Below are 18,635 nucleotides of genomic sequence, written 5' to 3'. Positions count from 1 at the left end.
GCATCCGTGGCCCCCACCCCGCTCGCCGTCCTGGACCTGGTGCCGATCTCCACCGGCTCCAGCGCCGGCCAGGCCCTGCGCAACAGCATCGACCTCGCCCGGCAGGCCGAACAACTCGGCTACACCCGCCACTGGTTCGCCGAGCACCACCTCAACCCCGGGGTCGCCGGCACCTCCCCGGCGGTGGTGCTCGCCCTGACCGCGGCCGCCACCTCCACCATCCGGCTCGGGTCGGGCGCGGTGCAGCTCGGACACCGCACCGCGCTGTCCACCGTCGAGGAGTTCGGGCTGCTCGACGCGCTGCACCCCGGCCGCTTCGACCTGGGCCTGGGCCGCTCCGGCGGGCCGGTCCCGCCCGCGGCCGGCCGGCAGCCCGCGCTCACCGCCACCACGCCCGTCGTCGACGGCCGCACCCCGAACGGCCTGCGCATCCCGGCCCGGTTCGCCCCCGAGAAGCTGCTCACCTCGCCCCGCTTCGCCCTGCACCAGCGCCTGATGACCCTGCCCGGAGCCCAGCCGCAGCCCTACGACGAGCAGATCGCGGACATCCTCGCGCTGCTCGGCGGCGACTACGCCACCGAGGACGGCACCGCCGCCCACGTCGTGCCCGGCGAGGGCGCCGACCTCCAGGTGTGGATACTCGGCAGCAGCGCCGGGATCAGCGCCCAGACCGCCGGCGCCCACGGGCTGCGGTTCGCGGCGAACTACCACGTCAGCCCGGCCACCGTACTGGAGGCCGCCGAGGGCTACCGGGCGGCGTTCGTGCCGTCGGCGGAGCTGGACCGGCCGTATGTGAGCGTGTCCGCCGACGTCGTGGTGGCCGCGGACGAGGGCACCGCGCGGGAGCTGGCCACCGGCTACGGCCCGTGGGTGCGCAGCATCCGCACCGGCGCGGGCGCCATCCGCTTCCCCACCCCCGAGCAGGCCCGCGCCCTCGCCTGGAGCGACGAGGACCGGGACCTGGTCGCCGACCGGGTCGAGACGCAGTTCGTCGGGACGGCGCGGCAGGTCGCCGACCAGCTGGAGACGCTGCGAGACGCCACCGGCGCCGACGAACTGCTGATCACCACCATCACCCACGATCACGCGGACCGGGTCCGCTCGTACCAGCTGCTGGCCGAGGAGTGGACGCGACGATGACGACGACCAGGGCGCAGCGCAGGGACGAGCGGCACGACGGGCGCGGCGCCTGCCAGTCGGCCCGCCCGCCCGCCGCCGTCCACCGCGACGACCCCGTCCACCTCGACGACCCCGCGCACCGCGACGACACCGCCGCCCGGCCGCCGCACCCCGACCGGCCGCAGCGCCGGCTGCCCACCGGGGAGGAGGCGCTCTCCGCCACCGAACTGCGCCGGGTGTTCGGCGCGTTCCCCACCGGCGTGACCGCGATAGCCGCGCTGGTCGACGGGGTGCCCACCGGCATGGCGGCCAACTCCTTCACCTCCGTCTCCCTCGACCCGCCGCTGCTGTCGGTGTGCGTGGCGCACACCTCCACCACGTGGCCGGCGCTGGCCGGCCGCGCCCGGCTCGGCGTCACCGTGCTCGGCGCCGACCAGGAACGCGACTGCGCGCAGCTCGCCGCCCGCGGCGCCGACCGGTTCGCCGGGCTGGACTGGCACGCCACCGCCGACGGCGCGGTGCTGCTGGACCGCGGCAGCGCCTGGTTCGACTGCTCCGTCGAGCAGCTGGTCCGGGCCGGCGACCACGACATCGTGCTGCTGCGGGTGCACGCGCTGGACGCCGACCACGCGGTCACGCCGCTCGTCTTCCACTCCAGCCGGTTCCGCCGCCTCGAACAGGCCGCCGACCGCGAGAACTCCGACCACCGCTGAACCGACCCCGGCCCGGCTCGCCCGGGCCCGCCCGACCCCCGAACGGAGCGCCATGACCGTACAAGCCGAAGCGACCGCGCAGGAGACCTTCACCCGCCAGTGGGAGGAGTGGCACACCGCGCACGAACGGGTCCTCGCCGACCCGCACGGCTTCCTCGCCGTCACCAGCCTGCGCTGGCTCGACGCCACGCCCACCCGCTTCCCCGACGCGCCCGGCGCCTGGTCGGCCACCGAGGACGGCGTGGTGGTCGACCTCGCCGACGGCGAGGAGCTGACCCTCGACGGCCAGGTCCTGCGCGGCCGCCACGCGTTCGGCGTGATCGCCGAACGCGACGGGCTCTTCCCCACCGCCGGGGACGCCGTCATCGAGATCGCCAAGCGCGGCGGCCACGACATCCTCCGCCCCCGCCACCCCGACAACGCCCTGCTGCGCGACTTCACCGGCACCCCCGCCTACGCCCCCGACCCGCGCTGGGCCCGCACCGGCCGCTACCTGCCGTTCGACGCCCCGCGCCCGACGACCGTCGGCGCCGCCGTCGAGGGCCTCCAGCACGTCTACGACGCCCCCGGCGAGGTCGAGTTCGAGCTCGACGGCACCACCCACCGGCTCACCGCGTTCAACGGCCGCACCCCCGGCAGCCTGCTGGTGCTGTTCACCGACGCCACCTCCGGGGTCACCACCTACGCCGCCAACCGCTCCCTGTCGCTGGCCGCGCCCGACGCCGACGGCACCGTCCTGATCGACTTCAACCGGGCCGCCAACCTCCCCTGCGCCTACACCGACCTGGCCACCTGCCCGCTGCCGCCGGCCGAGAACCACCTGCCGGTGCCGATCGAGGCCGGCGAGAAGACCCCGGCCGGGCGGTGACGGGCGGCCGGACCGTGCCTGACCCGTAGTCTCGTCCCGCCCCACGGGCGGGGGCCCGGCACGCACCATCCCCCGTGGCCTCCGGCGTGAGGCCCCCCGATCGCACGGCGGAGGAAAGGGATAGCCCAGGCGAAGCGCTGGGGAACAGAGCGCGGCGGGCCGCGCCGACGACCGGCAACGCTGGGGGCGCCTCCCGCCGGAGGCAGGGGGAGCGTGCGTGCCGGGCCCCGCCGGGCAGGCGGGATGTGTCCGGCACGGCCTGGGACGCCACGGCCCGCTGACGGGCGCGGCGCGGCGCAGCGTACGCTTCGTGCAGCGCGCCCCCGGCGGGCGCGCGGTTGCCGCGGACCAGCGGTTTCTCCACCGACCACCTGGATAGCCCGCAGATGAGCACGGAGCAGCGCCACCTCCTCGTCATCGGCATCGGAGCCGGCGACCCCGACCACCTGACGCTTGGCGCGGTGCGCGCCATCCGCCGCGCCGACGTCTTCTTCCTGATCGGGAAGGGGCCGGTCAAGGCGTCCCTGACGGACTTCCGGCGGGCCGTGATCGAGGAGCACTCCGATCGGCCGCACCGGATCGTGGAGACGGAAGACCCGCCGCGCGACCGGGCGGCCGCCGGGCGCGGCGCGTACACCGCCGCCGTACACGACTGGCGGACCAAGCGCGCCGACGCCTGCGAGCAGCTGATCCGCGACGAGTTGGCGCCCGGCCAGGCGGGCGCCTTCCTCGTCTGGGGCGACCCGGCGCTCTACGACGGCACGCTCAGCATGCTCGACGAGATCGCCGCCCGCGGCACCGTCGCCTTCGACGTCGAGGTGGTGCCCGGCATCAGCAGCGTCTCCGCGCTGGCCGCCCGGCACCGGATCGGCCTGAACCAGGTCGGCCGGCCCGTCCACATCACCCCCGCGCGCCGCCTCCCGGAGATCTTCCCCGGACAGGAGGGCGGCGTGGACAGCGACGTGGTCGTGATGCTCGACGCCCACGAGTCCTTCACCCAGGTCGAGGGCGACGGCGTCTGGATCTACTGGGGCGCCTACCTCGGCACCCCGGACGAGATCCTGGTCGCCGGCCCGCTCGCCGAGGTCGCCGACCGCATCCGGGAGGTCCGGGCGCAGGCCCGCGCCCGGCACGGCTGGATCATGGACACCTACCTGCTGCGCCGCACCCGGCCGTGACCCGGCGCCCGGCCGCGGACCGGCGGGCCCTCGCCCCCCGACCCGCGGCCGGGCCAGGTCAGTTCGCGGCCAGCTCCGCCCGGACCGTGCGGGCGGCCGCCACCAGGTGGGCCAGGGACGCCCGGGTCTCGGGCCAGCCGCGGGTCTTCAGGCCGCAGTCCGGGTTGACCCACAGCCGCTCGGCCGGGATGGCCTCAAGTCCCTTGCGCAGCAGGGCCGCCGCCTCCTGCGCGTCCGGTACGCGCGGCGAGTGGATGTCGTAGACGCCCGGACCCGCCTCCCGCGGGTAGCCGCGGCCGGCGAGTTCGGTGGCGACCTGCATGTGGGAGCGGGCGGCCTCCAGGCTGATGACGTCGGCGTCGAGGTCCTCGATGGCCTGCACGATGTCCCCGAACTCGGCGTAGCACATGTGGGTGTGGATCTGGGTGGACGGGCCGGCCGCCGCGGTGGTGAGCCGGAAGGCCGTGGTCGCCCAGGCCAGGTAGGCGGGGCGGTCGGCCGCGCGCAGCGGCAGCGTCTCGCGCAGCGCCGGCTCGTCGACCTGGATCACCGCCGTCCCGGCCCCCTCCAGGTCGGCCACCTCGTCGCGCAGGGCGAGGGCGACCTGCCGGGCGGTGTCGCCGGGCGGCTGGTCGTCGCGGACGAAGGACCAGGCGAGCATGGTGACCGGGCCGGTGAGCATGCCCTTGACCGGCCGCGAGGTCAGCGACTGCGCGTAGGAGGTCCAGCGCACGGTCATCGGCCCGGGCCGGGAGATGTCCCCGGCCAGGATCGGCGGGCGCACGTACCGGGTGCCGTAGGACTGGACCCAGCCGTGCCGCGTGGCGAGGTAGCCGGTGAGCTGCTCGGCAAAGTACTGGACCATGTCGTTGCGCTCGGGCTCGCCGTGCACCAGCACGTCCAGGCCCGTCCGCTCCTGGAAGGAGATCACCTCGCCGATCTCGGCCCTGATCCGCTCCTCGTAGCCGGCCGGGTCGATCCGCCCGGCGCGCAGGTCGGCGCGGGCGGTACGCAGCTCGGCGGTCTGCGGGAAGGAGCCGATGGTGGTGGTCGGCAGCAGCGGCAGCCCGAGGCGGGCCCGCTGGGCGGCGGCCCGCTCCGGGTACGGCTGGGCGCGGTGGGCGTCGGCGTCGGTGACCGCCGCGGCCCGGGCGCGTACGGCGGGGTCGCGGGTGATCGGGGAGGCCGCGCGGGAGGCGAGGGCGGCGCGGCAGGCGGCGAGTTCGCCCGCGATGCTGCCGGTGCCCTCGGCCAGGCCCCTGGCGAGCGTGGCGACCTCGGTGGCCTTCTGCCGCGCGAAGGCCAGCCAGCGCCGCACCTGCGGGTCGATGTCCCGTTCGAGCGCGGTGTCCAGCGGCACGTGCAGCAGCGAGCAGGAGGCGGCGACGTCGACGCGGTCGGCGAGGCCGAGGAGGGTGCCGAGCGTGGACAGCGACCGCTGGAGGTCGTTGATCCAGATGTTGCGGCCGTCGACGACACCGGCGACCAGGCGCTTGCCGGGCAGCCCGCCGACGGCGGCGAGGTGGTCGAGGTTGGCGGCGGCCGGGCCGGTGAAGTCCAGCGCCAGGCCCTCGACGGGGGCCGCGGCCAGCACCGGCAGCGCCTCGCCGAGCCGGTCGAAGTAGGACGCGACGAGCAGCTTCGGCCGGTCGGCGGCGCCGCCCAGCGACCGGTACGCGCGCTCGGCCGCGGCCAGTTCGGCCGGCGTGCGGTCCTGCACGAGGGCGGGCTCGTCGAGTTGCGCCCACGCCGCGCCGGCGGCCCGCAGGTCGGCGAGCACCTCCGCGTACACCGGCAGCAGCCGGTCCAGCAGGGACAGCGGCTCGAACCCGGCCGGCGCGCCGGGCGCGGCCTTGGCGAGCAGCAGGTAGGTCACGGGGCCGACGAGCACCGGCCGCGCGTCGTACCCGAGCGCGAGGGCCTCGCGCAGCTCGCCGACCTGCTGGGAGGAGTCCGCGCGGAAGACGGTGTCCGGACCCAACTCGGGCACCAGGTAGTGGTAGTTGGTGTCGAACCACTTCGTCATCTCCAGCGGCGCCGTGTCCTGGGTGCCGCGGGCCATCGCGAAGTAGCCGTCGAGCCGGTCGGCGGCGACGGCCGCGCGGTGCCGCTCGGGCACGGCGCCGACCATGACGCTGGTGTCGAGCACGTGGTCGTAGTACGAGAAGTCGCCGGTGGGCAGTTCGTGGAGGCCGGCCCCGGCGAGCTGCCGCCAGTTGGCGCGGCGCAGGCCGGCGGCGGTCTGCCGGAGGGCGTCGGCGCCGACTTGGCCCTTCCAGTAGCCCTCGACGGCCTTCTTCAGTTCCCGGTGCTGTCCCTGGCGGGGGTAGCCGTACACGGTGGCCCGTGCTGCCGCGGCTGCGGACTTCGCTGACACGGAACTCTCCTTCGCGAGATGTCTCCCTGGCATCCCGGCGACGGGACGAGGGTGCGAAGGCGGCACACCGGACCGGTACGGACCCGGCGCACCGACGACGGCGCGCGCTCGTCCACCTGCCTGCCCATGTACGCCGACCCGCCCACGAGGTCACCGGGACTTCCGCACGCGAACGGTCGCGTACGGGCAACGGGCAGGTCTTCGGACTCGCGGGCACGCCTGCCGGGGGCAGACACCTACTGGCCGTCGCTTCCCAGGTCCGAGGCGGACCCAGTGCGTCTGACGGCGGTCGTTCCCACTCACCGCTGCGGGGCAGTCCCGGATTCCCACCGGGTTCCCTCTTGCGACGCGCCTGCCTGGCGGGCAGGGGCGAACCAGCTGCACCCGCCAGCATAGATCGCGCGGGTGCCGCCGGGCCGCCCCTTTTCCCGTCCCGGCGCTCCCGGCCGGGGTGTTCCACCCGGCCGGGGGAGCATCAGGCGGGGAACGTCAGGCCGGTACCGGTTCCGCCTGCGCGGCTTCCTCCTCCTGCGGCGAGGTGGGCACCGTCAGCGCGATCAGGGCGCCGAGCAGGGCCGCGCCCGCGCAGATCCCGAAGAGCAGCCGGTAGGCGTGCAGGGAGGGTATGGCCTGGCCGCCCAGCACGATCACCTGCGAGGCGAACAGGGTGCCGCCGACCGCGCTGGCCAGCGAGCTGCCGACGGAGCGGAAGAGCGAGTTGAGGCCGTTGGCGGCCGCGAGGGCCGAGCGCGGCGCGGCGAGGTTGATCAGCGCGGGCATGGCCGCGTACGCGATACCGGTGCCGGCCCCGGCGATGCTGGTGCCGAGGATGATCTCCCACAGGTGGCCGGTGAGCGCGATCCGCACCACGAAGCCGGCCGCCACGATGGTCGCGCCGATGGCCAGGGTGATCTTCGGCCCGACCGCGTTGGTGATCGCCGCCGAGGCCGGCGACAGGATGAGCATCGCCACGCCGCTGGGCAGCAGGCACAGGCCGCCCACCACCACGGACGAGCCGAAGCCGTAGCCGGTCACCCGCGGCGCCTCCACGTAGGAGGCGGTGCCGATGAGTGTGGCGAACAGCGCGAAGCCGACGCAGACGGACGCGACGTTCGTCAGCAGCAGCGCGGGCGCGGCGTTGACCCGGACGTCGACCAGCGGCGAGGCCGCGCGGCGTTCCCAGACCACGAACCCGGCCAGCAGCACCGCCGCGGCGACCAGCAGGCCGATCGTGGTCGGCGACGACCAGCCCCAACTGGACGCCTGGCTCAGCGGCAGCAGCAGGCAGACCAGGCCGCCGGCGAGCACCACGGTGCCCGGCAGGTCGAGCCGGCCGGTGGAGCGCCCGGGCGGCTCGCTGAGCAGCAGCCAGGTGCCGAGCACCGACAGCGCGCCGCCGGCCGCGCAGATCCAGAAGAGCAGGTGGTAGTCGGCGTGCTCGCCGATCCACGCGGCCATCGGCACCCCGAGCGCGCCGCCGATCCCGAGCATCGCGCTGACCAGGGCGATCCCCGCCGACGCCCGCTCGCGCGGCAGGATCGAGCTCAACAGGCTGATGCCCAGCGGGATCACGGCCATCGAGACGCCCACGATCGCGCGGCCGACGATCATCGGCACCAGGCCGTCGCTCAGCGCGGAGACCAGCGAGCCCACGCAGAGCGCGGCCGCCGCCGCGATCAGCGTGACCTTCTTGCCGTACAGGTCGCCGAGCCGGCCGGCCACCGGCACCGCGACGGACGCGACCAGCAGCGTGGACGTCAGCAGCCACTGCACGTCGCCGGTGGTGCTGTGCAGGTCGGTGGTGATCTTCGGCAGCACCGGGATCAGCAGCGACTGGGTGAGCGAGGCGAGCAGCCCGGCGAGCGAGACCACCGCGAGCGCGGCGATCTCGGCCGGTTGCCAGCCGGGCCGCGAGCCGGCCCGGCCGTCGCCGTCGGCGGCCGCCTCCGACGCCTCGGGGGCGTGCTCCGAGTTCTTCACCACGGTTGCTCCTCGCTCTGGACGTGCCCTGGCCTGCGCGGCCGTCCGGCGGCCCGCGCGGAATTTGTGGCACACGGTGCCATGTGGCATACGGTGCCACGAACGTGCATAGGATTCAATCGGATCGTTGACGTACGGCCGTACACCGAGGAGGCGCACATCGACGGGATGCGCGAACGCAAGCGCGCGGACAACCGCGCGGCGACGATCGAGGTCGCCTTCCGGCTCTTCGGCGAGCACGGATACGACGACGTGACCGTGGCCGCCATCTGCGAGGCCGCCGACATCGGGCGGCGCACCTTCTTCCGCTACTTCGCCTCCAAGGAGGAGCTGCTGAACGTGCCGCTCCAGGAGATGACGGCGCGGCTCGACCAGTCGCTCGCCGCCACACCCGCCGGGTCCGGCGAACGCGAGGCGGTCCGCTCGGCGATGCTGGACCTCGCGGACTACGCGCTGGCCCACCGGCGGCAACTCGGCCTGTACCGGCGGATCATCACCAGCTCCGCCGACCGGCGGTTCGACGCGTTCTGGCATCTGCCGCAGCAGGAGCAGCGGTTCGCCCGGCAGGTGCGCAACCGGCACGGCGGCGCCGCGGAGCCCGGCCTGCACACCCGCCTGCTGGTGGCGCGCGCGGTCGCCGCCTTCCGGGTCTGGCTCGACGAGGCGGTGCGCGGCAACCACGATCTGTCCGCGGACGAGGCCCGCGCGCTGTTCCACCACGTGCTCGACGCCGATCCCTGGCTGGCCGGGCCCGTACCTGGCGGCGGCCCCGGCGGCGGCACCGGACCTGGCACCGACCCCGGACCGGTCGGCCGGGTGGCCGGGGACGGGTCCGCAGACGGGTGAGCGCGGCTCGCACGTTCGGCTGAACGCGGCGATTTCCCCACCTTGTCCCCGGAGCGTGCGGCGTAGCTTCTGCGGTGCCCCATGCGTCTCACCGCACCCCAGGAACAGGAGAAGTCCCTTGGCGACATCCGCTGCTCTTCCTACCCTCCGAGGCCGCATCGTCACCGCCGCGGGCGCGCTGGCCGCCGCCGCGGCGCTCGGCACCACCCTGCTGGGCGCCACCGCCGCCCAGGCGGCCCCGGCCGCCCCGGCCCAGCCCTACGGCACGGTCGTCGCCGGCAACGGCGTCGTCCAGCGCCAGTTCCCCAGCACGGACTCCTCCGTGAAGGGCTCGCTCGCCTACCGCCAGCAGGTCGGCCTGCGCTGCAAGGTCCGCGCCCAGAACATCGAGGGCAACGACATCTGGTACCTGCTGCGGGACAACTCCAACTGGGTCTCGGCGAAGTACGTCGACAACACCGGCTACGTCTCCTACTGCAAGGACGTGCTGCGCAGCGGCAGCGACGTGATGAACGCGGTGCCCAAGGGCGCCAAGGGCTGACGGCCCCGAAGCACGCGGGCATCCCGGAGCCGCGGCAGGTCCCGCAAGCGGCTCCGGGGCGCCGCCCTCCCGCCGCCTCCGGTCAGTGCCGCATCCCGCCCGGGGGCGGAGCGGTCCGCGCCGCCGCCGGACGGCCGGCGAGCGCCGACAGCAGTGGCAGAGTCAGGGCCAGCCACGCCGCACCGAGCAGCCAGCCGCCCAGCTCGTCGGTGGGCCACTGCACCCCCAGGTAGATCCGGGTGGCGCTGATCGCCGCCACCCAGCAGCCGCAGCTCAGCACGTCCAGCCGTACGGCGCCGCGCGGCGCGTCACTGCGCAGCGCCGCCCAGGCCAGCAGCCCCGCGGTCAGCGCGGCCGTGGTGGCGTGGCCGGACGGGAACGCCCAGTCGGTGCCGAGCACCGCCCAGTCCGCCACCGGCGGGCGCGGCCGGTCCAGGGCGAAGACGACCGCCAGCCGCAGCGCCTGCCCGGTCAGCAGGATCGCCACCCCGCACAGCGCCGCCGACACCTCCCGCCGCGACGCCGTCCGCTGCGCGCACCCGGTCCACCCGGCCAGCGCCGCCGCGACGTAGGGCAGCGGGCCGGCCCCTGTCGTGTCCAGCAGGCGCGAGGCGGCGACCACGTCCGCGGAGCGGTGGGCGACGGCCCACTGGTGCACGGCGCGGTCCGGCCCGAGCGGTGCGCCGCCGCGCGCGCCGAGCGCCCACACCAGGAGCGTGAAGAGCGCCGCGCACAGCGTGAACGCCCCGGCCGCCGCGAGGGCCCCGCCGCCGTGCGGCGCGAGCGTCCGCAGCCGTCGGTGGGCGAAGGCGCGCGTGGTGAACGCTGAGGACATCCTGCCTCGGCCCCGCATCCTTGGTCCGTTGCCGCCCCGGGCCGCACGTGCGTGAAACCCGAATGACTACAGCACTGTAGACGTAGACCCCGCCCGGGTCGACGCCGCCCCCACCGGCGTGCCCCCCCAACCCGCCGCCCAGCCGTACCCCCGCGCGTGCCTCGTCCCGCCCCTGTTCCGCCCGCCCGGGTCAGGGCACCGCGGGAATTCGGGCCCGCGGCAGAGCGCAGTGGCGGGGGATTCACGGGGCCGGGGAACGCAGGGTGCCCGGGTGTGTTCGAGGCGTGGCCGACCGTGCGAGCGCGGCGGCGTCGAGTGTTATTCAATGGGTGTGCGGTAGGGGATCTCGGGGCTTCTTCGCACGCAGAAACCGGGCATGCCTCCGGCCACGCACCGGGGCCGGCCAGCGAGCTGAGAGAGCGTATGGACTCGACACCATCCCCCTCGTCTTCGTTGCCGTCCGACCAGGTCAGTCGCGCGCTGGGAAACTACGGCCCGCACGGCGGCACCGGGCCGGCGGCCGGCGCTGCCCGGGCGCAGGAGGCCGCCGTGCCGGGCGGCGGCACCGGACACCACCCCGAGAGCCAGGAGCAGATCCTCGGCTCCGTCGACCTCGACCGCGAGCTGAACATCACCCGCCGCAACCTGGAGGCGCCCGCGTTCGCGGGGCTGAGCGTCGCCGCGGGCCGGCCCTTCGCCGACCTGCTGCCGCCCGGGGACATCCCGACCGTCACCCGCCGGCTGCGGCAGGTCGCCGAGACGAAGGAGCCGCACGTCGCCCGGGTCCAGCGGCTGCTGCGGGACGACGGCACCGAGCTGGTCGTCTCGATGAGCATCCTGCCCGCCGCGCCGCCCCAGGAGGGCCTGACCGTCTCCCTGATCGCGATGGCCAAGCGGCTGCACCTGTACGCCGCCGAGACCGCCATCGGCACCTCCCTGGACATCGGCGACACCGCGCAGTCCCTGGCCCAGTCCCTGCTGGCCTGGGCCGACGTCGCCGCGATCGACCTGGACTACGCGGTGTGGACCGGCGAGGCCGTCACCGAGCAGCCGGCCGGGCGGGTCCGGCTGCGCCGCGCGGCCCTGGTGCCGGACCGGGCCTGGCCGGAGGGCTACCTCACGCCCGGCGACAACCTCCCCGGCGAGGCGAACCGCCTGCTGGCCGAGGCCGTCAAGCGCGACGGCGTCACCCGCCCCATCGTCATCCCCGACCGGGCGTCGATCGAGCGGGCCCTGGGCGGCGACCCGCTGCTGATCCGGGCCCTGGTGCCGGGCGACCGGCCGGTCAGCCTGGCGTGCATACCGCTGGTCGTCGAGGGGCGGGACGGCGCCGCGCCGATCGTGCTGGGCGTGGCGGAGATCTGGCGCCGCCCGGACCGCCCCTTCCGCGACAGCGAGCTGCTCGACCTCCAGGAACTGACCGCGCGCACCGCCCACCACGTGGACCTGGCCCGCCAGCACCAACGCGAGCACGCCCAGGTGCTCGCGCTCCAACGGCGGCTGCTGCCGCGGGCCGGCAGTGACACCATCGACGTCGCCAGCGTCTACCAGCCGACCACCCCCGACAGCGCCGGCGTCGGCGGGGACTGGGTGAACAGCTTCCCGCTGCCGGGCGGGCGCACCGCGCTGGTCGTCGGCGACGTGGTCGGCCACGGCCTGGGGGCCGCCGCGGCCATGGGCCAGCTCAGCATGGAGGCCCGCGCGCTGCTGTCGGCGGGTCTGGCCCCCGACGAGGTGCTGGAGCACCTGGACGAGACCGTGACGCTGCTGGACGACGCGGAGGCGGGGCTGGCCGCCGGATACAGCGCCCTCGGCTCGACCTGCTGCATCGCGGTGTACGACCCGGTCGGCCACCAGGTGGTGATGTCCAGCGCGGGCCACCTGCCGCCGGTGCTGGTGCTGCCCGACGGCACCGCCGAGGTGCTGTCGGCGCCCCCGCACCCGGGGCTCGGCACCGAGTTCGCGCTGCGCGAGCCGTTCGACACGCACACCTTCGCCGCGCCGCCCGGGTCGCTGCTCGCCCTGTACACCGACGGCCTGGTGGAGGACCCGGCGGTGCCGATAGACGAGGGCATCGCCCGGCTCGCGGAACTCGTCGGCCGGGTGCACCCCTGGGACGACCTCCAGCAGGCCGCGCGGCGGCTGGTGACCACCCTCACCGCGCGCAGCCACCTGCGCGACGACATGACGCTGCTGCTGGCCCGGATGACCGGCCGCCGCAAGCGCGACGTGGCCACCTGGCGGCTGCCCGCCCGCGCCGACGCCGCAGGGCAGGCCCGCGCCCTGGCGGCGACCCGGCTGCGGCAGTGGCAGGCCAGGGACGAGACGCGGGACAACGCGCTGCTGCTGATCAGCGAGCTGGTGACGAACGCCGGCCGCTTCGCCACCGGGCCCATCACCGTACGGCTGATCAAGGACGTCAGTGGGCTGCTGTGCGAGGTGGGCGACACCGGCAACGGGCGGCCCCGGAAGGGCCGGACCGGGCTGCTGGACGACAGCGGCCGCGGCCTGTACGTCGTCCACAAGGTCACCACGCACTGGGGGGTGCGCTGGACGGAGACCGGCAAGGTGGTGTGGGCCGAACTCGCCTGGTAGCCGCGGCGGTTGCCGGGGCGGCCCGGCCGGGCAAGGCCGGGCCGGTCAGGCGGTCAGAGCCACTCGGCTTCCACGGCGGTGGCCGTCAGCCCGGGCGCCGCCGCGTACAGCACGGTGCGGCTGCCGGGCCGCTGCCCGGCGTCATGGGCGCGCCGCAGGATGTCGAAGACGGCGGCGCCGCCGCGGTTGCCGGTGCGGTAGCTGTCCCGGCTGTGGCTGAGAACGTCGGTCGGCCAGCCCTCGGGCATGGTCTGCTCCATGTACTCCAGCACGCGGGTGCCGCCGGGGTGCGCGAGCAGCAGGTCGGGGTGCCAGGGGGAGTCGTCGCCGGCGTGGCGGCGGCGCAGCCACTCCCACATCGCGCCGACGGTCTTCTGCACCGCGCGCGGGCCGTGCCGGTCCATCACGAAGTGCGTGCCGTCGGTGCGGGTCTCCAGCCGGTGCAGGGCCTGGGTGCCGGGCAGGGTGTGGTGCCAGGACGCGTCCAGCCGCAGCACCGACTCCGGGCGGCGGCGCCCGGTGACCACCGCGGCCACCGCGGTGTCGGCGAACAGCAGCCGCACGATGAGGGATTCGAGGGTGTCGTCGGCGGGCTGGTAGGTGGTGCTCAGCGCCTCGGATATGACGACCAGCACCACCCGGTCGGGGTCGGCGGCCACCAGGTCGGCGGCCAGCGCGAGGGAGCGGGTGCCGGCGATGCACGCCCACTGCGCGGCCGGCAGCAGCAGCGCGTCGGGGCGCAGCGGCAGCTGGTTGGCGAGTGAGACGTCCAGGCCGGGCAGCGCGGGGGTGGTGGAGTTGCTGGTGATCAGGCAGTCGACGTCGGAGGCGTCCAGCCCGGCGATCTGGAGGGCGCCGCGGGCCGCGCGCTCGCCGTACGCCTGCACGGCCTCCCACGCGGGGGCGGTGCGCTCCTGCACGGTCTGCGGCGCCGGCACCGCCTCCAGGGCGGCGATCGCCCGCTTCACCTCTTCCTCGCCGAACCCGTCGCGGGCCAGCGCCTCGCGGGCCAGGTCGGGGTCCGGGGTGCGCAGGCCGCTGCCGGCGCCGGGCGCGACGGCCGCCTCCAGCGGCAGCATCCAGCCGCGGGTGTCGATCCCGGTGGAGCCCGCGATGCCCTCGATCCGCGACAGCCACGGCGCCTGCGGGTGCCGCGCCCGGACCTCCGCCAGGATCTGGCCGGTCGTCACGGCGTGCTCGCCATGGATCACCGCCGGGGGAGAGAGGTAAGCGGCCACGGGACACACCTTTCGACGCAGTACCAGGGATCGCTGCGAAGTATATGAAACACGTCACTTCGCACGCTGATGATCAATTGCGGACAGCAGCTGACCACTTCGGAATTTATAACCTAAGTTAGGGCGAATTGGACATGATTCGAGCGAATCTGTGGCCGATGCCACTCGACGCACCGCGGCTGGAACAAGTGCGCGGCCCACCGGGGGGTTTGGGGATGCCGACGCGCAACGGCGCCGTGCGCGGGGCTCGTTGACCCTGCCGGGGGCCCGGGCGGTGGCCTGCGGGCGGGCGGACAGCAAAAAGTCCGGGCCGAAGGATTTCGACCCGGACGATGCCGTGATGACTGTGAGTGTCCGAGGGGGGACTTGAACCCCCACGCCCGATAAAGGGCACTAGCACCTCAAGCTAGCGCGTCTGCCATTCCGCCACCCGGACCGGGTGTGTCACCGCGGCGACGTGGCCGGGGCGACGAGGTAAACCATAGCAAAGATCCAGACCGTGAAAGCACCTCCGCCGGCGGGTGCCGCCGGGCGCCGGGAGCGGGGGAGCGGCCCGGGCGGGGCCCGGCGGGGCCGGTCCGGGGGGTGGGCCGGGGGTGGGAAGACGACAGGCGGCGAGGGAGGATGGGAACAGGCACCGGTCGCGGTCGCGGCGGCGGGGAACGAGCGAGGAGACAGCGTGAGTGAGTCGGGGCCCGCAAGGGCGGAGAACGGGAGGGTCGCGGGCGAGGACGAGGTCGTCGACCTGTGCGCCGAGCTGATCCGGATCGACACGAGCAACTACGGCGACCACTCCGGCCCGGGGGAGCGCGCCGCCGCCGAGTACGTGGCGGAGAAGCTCGCCGAAGTGGGCCTGGAACCGGAGATCTTCGAGTCCCACCCGGGCCGGGCGTCCACGGTGGTGCGGATCGAGGGCGAGGACCGCAGCCGGCCCGGACTGCTCATCCACGGCCACACCGACGTGGTCCCGGCGAACGCCGACGACTGGACCCGGCACCCCTTCGCCGGCGAGGTGGCCGACGGCTGCGTGTGGGGCCGCGGCGCGGTCGACATGAAGGACATGGACGCGATGACGCTCGCCGTCATCCGCGACCGGGTGCGCAGCGGCCGCAAGCCGCCGCGGGACGTCGTGCTGGCCTTCCTCGCCGACGAGGAGGCCGGCGGCACCTACGGCGCCCGGTACCTGGTCGACAACCACCCGGGCCTGTTCGAGGGCGTCGACGAGGCGATCGGCGAGGTCGGCGGCTTCTCGTTCACCGTCAACGAGGACCTGCGGCTGTACCTGGTGGAGACCGCCGAGAAGGGCATGCACTGGATGCGGCTGACCGTGGACGGCACCGCCGGCCACGGCTCGATGACCAACAACGACAACGCGATCACCGAGCTGTGCGAGGCGGTCGGCCGGCTCGGGCGGCACCAGTTCCCGGTGCGGCTGACGAAGTCGGTGCGCGGCTTCCTCGACGAGCTGTCCGACGCCTTCGGGATCGAGCTGGACCCGGAGGACATGGAGGAGACGCTCGTCCGGCTCGGCGGCGTCGCCCGCATGATCGGCACCACCCTGCGCAACACCGCCGCCCCGACCATGCTCGGCGCCGGCTACAAGGTCAACGTCATCCCCGGCCAGGCCACCGCCCATGTCGACGGGCGCTTCCTGCCCGGATACGAGGAGGAGTTCCTCGCCGACCTCGACCGGGTGCTCGGCCCCCGGGTGAAGCGCGAGTCGCTGCACTCCGACAAGGCGCTGGAGACCGACTTCGACGGCGCGCTGGTCGACGCGATGCGCACCGCGCTCAAGGCCGAGGACCCGATCTCCCGCACCGTGCCCTACATGCTCTCCGGCGGCACCGACGCCAAGTCCTTCTCCGACCTGGGCATCCGCTGCTTCGGCTTCGCCCCGCTGCAACTGCCGCCCGAGCTGGACTTCGCCGGGATGTTCCACGGCGTGGACGAGCGGGTGCCCACCGAGGGCCTGAAGTTCGGGGTCCGGGTGCTGGACCGGTTCCTCGACAACTGCTGACCGCGGCCGGCGTCCACCGAGCACGCCGTTCGCTTTCCTGTACCCGTACCGGCGGCCCGGGTCGCCGGTACGGGTGAATGATCGACTCTCTTCGTTGCCCTGCTTCCTCCGTGTCGTTACGCCGGGTGTGGTCCGCTGCTGAGGGGACCACACCGGCCCCATTCAGGAGGAAGTAATGATCAAGAAGGTCGTGGCCACTGCGGCCGCCACCGGCGGTCTGGTGCTCGCGGGCGCGGGCCTGGCTTTCGCGGACGCCGGCGCCCAGGGTGCCGCCGTGCAGTCCCCGGGCGTGCTGTCGGGCAACGTCGTGCAGATCCCGGTGCACGTGCCGGTGAATGCCTGCGGCAACACGATCAACGTGGTCGGGCTGCTCAACCCCGCCTTCGGGAACACCTGCGTCAACAGCTAGGCACCGCCTGGCCACCAGCACTGGTACCTTCCGCGGCCGCCTCAGGCCGCGGCTCGGGAACCCTTCCGCGCCCGAGGGCGCGGTGAGGCCGGCCCCGGACGCCCTCGCGGCGCTCCGGGGCCGCTCGCCATTTTCGGGGAGGTGCGGGGCATGGATGTTCCCCCTGCCCGCTCCGGTCAAGAGTCGAATCGAAGGTAGGGAAACGAACCCATGCGTCAGGTCATGACGAAGGGCCTGCTCACCGCGGTCGCCACGGGCGGTGTGCTCGCCGCGACCGGTGGGCTCGCCGTCGCGGACGCCGGTGCGGGCGCCGCGGCAACCGGCTCGCCCGGCGTGGTGTCGGGCAACACCGTCCAGGTGCCGGTCCACGTGCCGGTGAACCTCTGCGGCAACACCGTCGACGTGCTCGCGCTGCTGAACCCGGCGTTCGGCAACAGCTGCGGCAACAGCAGCAGCGGTACGACGACGCCCGGCACACCCAGCAGCCCGGGCACGCCCGGCAACCCCGGCGCCCCGGGCACCCCCGGCACGCCGACGACCCCCGGTACGCCGACCACCCCCGGCACCCCGGGCACGCCGACGACTCCCGGTACGCCGACCACCCCCGGCAACCCCGGCACCACCAACGGCTCGGGCGGCTCCGGCCACACCGGCACCACCACCGACGACGCCGTACCGGCCGCGCAGACGATCACCCCGACCGGCGCCACCACCCCCACCCTCGCCCACACCGGCGCGGACGACATGGGGATGATCGCGGGTGCCGCGGGCGCGCTGCTGCTCGGCGGCGCCCTGCTCTACCGCCGCGGGCGCGCCGCACGGCGCTGACCGCCGACGGCAGGCGGACCCGCGGGCCCCGGCGATCCACCGATCCGGCCCGCGGGTATCGATGAGCCGCTCCACTCCACGTGGTCTTGGTCACATGCCCTGGTCATACCCGGCCCCGCCGGGCGCCCCGGCCGCGCGGGCGGACCACCCCGCGCAACGACCGGCGGCACTTCACCCGGCCCCGGCCGCGCCCTCCCGGCAGAGCGCGGATATCCCCTGGTGGATCACCAGGTGGCCCGCATCTGGCGGATGATCCGGCGCCGCAGCCGCACCCGGCGGCTCCCGTCCGGGTAGAGCCGCACCCGGTCCAGTTCCCAGTGCCTGTACTCGGCCTCGTCGGTCAGCAGACGTGCCGCTTCCTTGCGCGAGGTACCCCGCGGCACGTACATCTCTCTGAATTCGTATTCCGGCATCGCAATCTATTGTGCGGGCAACGCCCCTCTGCGGATAGCGTCTGCTCCATGTCTGATGACGTACAGCCCACCGTCGCCGAGGTCCGTGCCGCGGCGGAAGCGCTCAAAGCCGCGCTCGACCGCCACCTCGACGCCATCGAGAACCGTGCCGGGGACGACGACCCGTCCGTCTACGCGGCGTTCGAAGCTCTGGCCTCGGCCGCCGAGTCGTACGACGAGCTGCTGTACGACGCGTACGACGAGGTGACCCCGTTCGAGGTGCCCGCGGGTGACGGCGCACCGGAGTACACCGGCCCCGAGGACCCCGAGTCGATCAGCGTGCTGATCCGCCGCGACTACACCGTGGTCGAGCCGGAGCGGCTGCTCGCCCAGGCCCGCCGCACCGCCGACGGCGACGCGGAGGCCGGCGAGTCGGTCACCGCGGCCGTCGCGGCGGTCTTCGGCGAGTACGAACCCGACGAGATCGCCCAGCGGCACAAGGAGTTCGGCCTGGAGGAGGGCGACTCCACGCTGTGGGTGTGCGCGGCCGAGCCGACCGAGCCGGGGGAGTGGCTGGACGCGCCCTTCGACCAGGCCGACCCGCAACTCGCGCTGTGCCGCTTCGACATGAGCCTGGCCTTCGAGGACGAGACGGACGCGGTCGAGTCCGAGTGAACCCGGGGGCGGGGGGGGGGGGGA

At 74.6% G+C, this 18,635-nt stretch carries 16 protein-coding genes, 1 tRNA gene and 1 riboswitch; of the genes, 11 read left to right on the top strand and 6 right to left on the bottom strand.

Going from position 1 to position 18,635, the window contains the following annotated elements:
* Positions 1–6: 6 nt before the first annotated feature.
* From AC3EVP_RS33540 to cobF, 4 genes are all read left to right on the top strand, one after another.
* Positions 7–1,140: an LLM class flavin-dependent oxidoreductase gene (locus tag AC3EVP_RS33540; protein ID WP_435136640.1), complete on the top strand. Its 1,134-nt coding sequence runs from the start codon at positions 7–9 to the stop codon at positions 1,138–1,140.
* On the top strand, positions 1,137–1,832 hold the full coding sequence (locus tag AC3EVP_RS33535) for a flavin reductase family protein (RefSeq protein ID WP_435136637.1): 696 nt from the start codon (positions 1,137–1,139) through the stop codon (positions 1,830–1,832). The genes AC3EVP_RS33540 and AC3EVP_RS33535 overlap by 4 nt, the downstream gene beginning before the upstream one ends.
* Before the next feature lie 52 nt (positions 1,833–1,884).
* Positions 1,885–2,700, top strand: coding sequence for a DUF1684 domain-containing protein (locus AC3EVP_RS33530; protein ID WP_335979574.1), 816 nt, complete (start codon positions 1,885–1,887; stop codon positions 2,698–2,700).
* A gap of 386 nt (positions 2,701–3,086) precedes the next feature.
* The gene (gene cobF, locus AC3EVP_RS33525; RefSeq protein ID WP_435136634.1) at positions 3,087–3,878 is read left to right on the top strand and encodes a precorrin-6A synthase (deacetylating); all 792 of its coding nucleotides are present in this window, start codon (positions 3,087–3,089) and stop codon (positions 3,876–3,878) included.
* Positions 3,879–3,936: 58 nt separating this feature from the next.
* Here the strand turns inward: cobF and metE are convergent, their stop codons facing one another.
* Positions 3,937–6,255: a 5-methyltetrahydropteroyltriglutamate--homocysteine S-methyltransferase gene (gene metE, locus AC3EVP_RS33520; RefSeq protein WP_435136631.1), complete on the bottom strand. Its 2,319-nt coding sequence runs from the start codon at positions 6,253–6,255 to the stop codon at positions 3,937–3,939.
* Positions 6,256–6,430: 175 nt separating this feature from the next.
* A riboswitch (cobalamin riboswitch) is annotated at positions 6,431–6,649 on the bottom strand.
* A 95-nt stretch (positions 6,650–6,744) separates the two neighbouring features.
* On the bottom strand, positions 6,745–8,238 hold the full coding sequence (locus AC3EVP_RS33515; protein WP_435136628.1) for an MFS transporter: 1,494 nt from the start codon (positions 8,236–8,238) through the stop codon (positions 6,745–6,747).
* 165 nt (positions 8,239–8,403) lie between these two features.
* Here AC3EVP_RS33515 and AC3EVP_RS33510 point away from each other — a divergent pair, with 165 nt between their 5' ends.
* A complete protein-coding gene (locus AC3EVP_RS33510) occupies positions 8,404–9,081 on the top strand; it encodes a TetR family transcriptional regulator (protein ID WP_435136625.1) in 678 nt (225 codons plus the stop codon).
* A gap of 118 nt (positions 9,082–9,199) precedes the next feature.
* Positions 9,200–9,622 (top strand): SH3 domain-containing protein, encoded by a 423-nt coding sequence (locus AC3EVP_RS33505; protein WP_435136622.1) that lies wholly within the window; start codon positions 9,200–9,202, stop codon positions 9,620–9,622.
* An 82-nt stretch (positions 9,623–9,704) separates the two neighbouring features.
* On the opposite strand, the gene AC3EVP_RS33500 is transcribed toward AC3EVP_RS33505, so the two are convergent.
* The gene (locus AC3EVP_RS33500) at positions 9,705–10,457 is read right to left on the bottom strand and encodes a phosphatase PAP2 family protein (protein WP_435136619.1); all 753 of its coding nucleotides are present in this window, start codon (positions 10,455–10,457) and stop codon (positions 9,705–9,707) included.
* A gap of 423 nt (positions 10,458–10,880) precedes the next feature.
* On the opposite strand from AC3EVP_RS33500, the gene AC3EVP_RS33495 reads away from it, so the two are divergent.
* Positions 10,881–13,052, top strand: a complete 2,172-nt coding sequence (locus tag AC3EVP_RS33495) for a SpoIIE family protein phosphatase (protein WP_335979587.1) — start codon at positions 10,881–10,883, stop codon at positions 13,050–13,052.
* A gap of 53 nt (positions 13,053–13,105) precedes the next feature.
* Here AC3EVP_RS33495 and AC3EVP_RS33490 read toward each other — a convergent pair whose 3' ends face one another.
* Together AC3EVP_RS33490 and AC3EVP_RS33485 are read right to left on the bottom strand one after the other, a co-directional pair.
* Positions 13,106–14,290, bottom strand: coding sequence for a beta-ketoacyl-[acyl-carrier-protein] synthase family protein (locus AC3EVP_RS33490; protein WP_335979589.1), 1,185 nt, complete (start codon positions 14,288–14,290; stop codon positions 13,106–13,108).
* A gap of 351 nt (positions 14,291–14,641) precedes the next feature.
* Positions 14,642–14,726 (bottom strand) — tRNA-Leu (locus tag AC3EVP_RS33485).
* Between the two features lie 243 nt (positions 14,727–14,969).
* On the opposite strand from AC3EVP_RS33485, the gene AC3EVP_RS33480 reads away from it, so the two are divergent.
* From AC3EVP_RS33480 to AC3EVP_RS33470, 3 genes are all read left to right on the top strand, one after another.
* Positions 14,970–16,307: a M20/M25/M40 family metallo-hydrolase gene (locus AC3EVP_RS33480; protein WP_435136614.1), complete on the top strand. Its 1,338-nt coding sequence runs from the start codon at positions 14,970–14,972 to the stop codon at positions 16,305–16,307.
* Positions 16,308–16,482: 175 nt separating this feature from the next.
* Complete coding sequence (locus AC3EVP_RS33475) at positions 16,483–16,716, top strand: chaplin (RefSeq protein WP_335979593.1); 234 nt, start codon at positions 16,483–16,485, stop codon at positions 16,714–16,716.
* A gap of 210 nt (positions 16,717–16,926) precedes the next feature.
* On the top strand, positions 16,927–17,544 hold the full coding sequence (locus AC3EVP_RS33470; RefSeq protein ID WP_435136611.1) for a chaplin: 618 nt from the start codon (positions 16,927–16,929) through the stop codon (positions 17,542–17,544).
* Between the two features lie 224 nt (positions 17,545–17,768).
* Here the strand turns inward: AC3EVP_RS33470 and AC3EVP_RS33465 are convergent, their stop codons facing one another.
* Complete coding sequence (locus tag AC3EVP_RS33465; protein WP_335979596.1) at positions 17,769–17,957, bottom strand: DUF5703 family protein; 189 nt, start codon at positions 17,955–17,957, stop codon at positions 17,769–17,771.
* Between the two features lie 48 nt (positions 17,958–18,005).
* Here AC3EVP_RS33465 and AC3EVP_RS33460 point away from each other — a divergent pair, with 48 nt between their 5' ends.
* A complete protein-coding gene (locus AC3EVP_RS33460; protein WP_335979597.1) occupies positions 18,006–18,611 on the top strand; it encodes a hypothetical protein in 606 nt (201 codons plus the stop codon).
* Positions 18,612–18,635 lie beyond the last annotated feature (24 nt).

The sequence above is a fragment of the Actinacidiphila sp. bgisy144 genome, assembly GCF_057708105.1.
This window is presented reverse-complemented; position numbering and strand designations above follow the sequence as displayed.